The organism is bacterium (assembly GCA_024224155.1).
In the GTDB taxonomy this organism is placed as follows: domain Bacteria; phylum Acidobacteriota; class Thermoanaerobaculia; order Multivoradales; family JAHEKO01; genus CALZIK01.
On sequence record JAAENP010000253.1, the window covers coordinates 1 to 787 of the forward strand.

The 787-nt window shown below is 63.9% G+C and carries 1 protein-coding gene; it reads left to right on the plus strand.

What is annotated here, in order from left to right:
* The coding region (locus tag GY769_13230; GenBank protein ID MCP4202880.1) for a PAS domain S-box protein at positions 1-787 on the plus strand (787 nt) is incomplete at both ends.

Here is a 787-nt window from a genome sequence, read left to right on the forward strand (position 1 = left end):
GTGCTCGCCAGGGTCTGGGGCATTCCTTTCCTGCCGGCGGTCGCCGTCCTGCTGGTCCGCCAGCTGCGGCGCGGCAACGCCGAAGCGCGCACCATTGCCGCCGGCGGCTTCGTGATGATCGGGGTGGCACTGATCGAAATCGTCTTTCAGCTTCTCGACCGGGGAACCATTTTCCCGGCGCAGATCTACGCCTTCACGCTGTTCGCCGTTTCCATGACGTTCTCGCTGTCGAATCGCTTCAGCCGCGTTCACGGCGACCTCGACATGCTGCGCCTGCAACTCGAAGACATGGTCGAGGACCGGGCCGCGGAGCTGTCAACGGCCAACCAGAGACTCAGGTCCGAGATCTCTGAGCGAGAGCTGGCACAGGAAGCCATGCACATGTTGGAGCGGGCCGTCGAACAGTCGATCGACGGAATTCTGGTGGCCGATCTCGGCGAGAACATCCTATTCGTCAACGAAGCCTGGGCGCGCTTGCACGGCCGCGAGCCATTCGAGATCTTCGGCCGCCGGCTGGAGCTCTTTCATAGCGGCGAGCAGATCGAGCGGCAGGTCAGACCTGCTCTCGATCGAGTCCGGGAGACGGGCTCCTGGGAGGGCGAGATCGAGCACCGGGGCAAGGACGGCTCGGACTTCCCGACCTGGACCAGCGTGACGCTGCTGCGAGATCCCGAAGCTCAGCCGGTGGGCTTTGTAATGGTCACCCGCGACATCACCGAGAAGAGGCGGGCAGCGGAAGACAGACGTCGCATCGAGACCCGGATTCAAGAAGCCGAGAAGCTGCGCA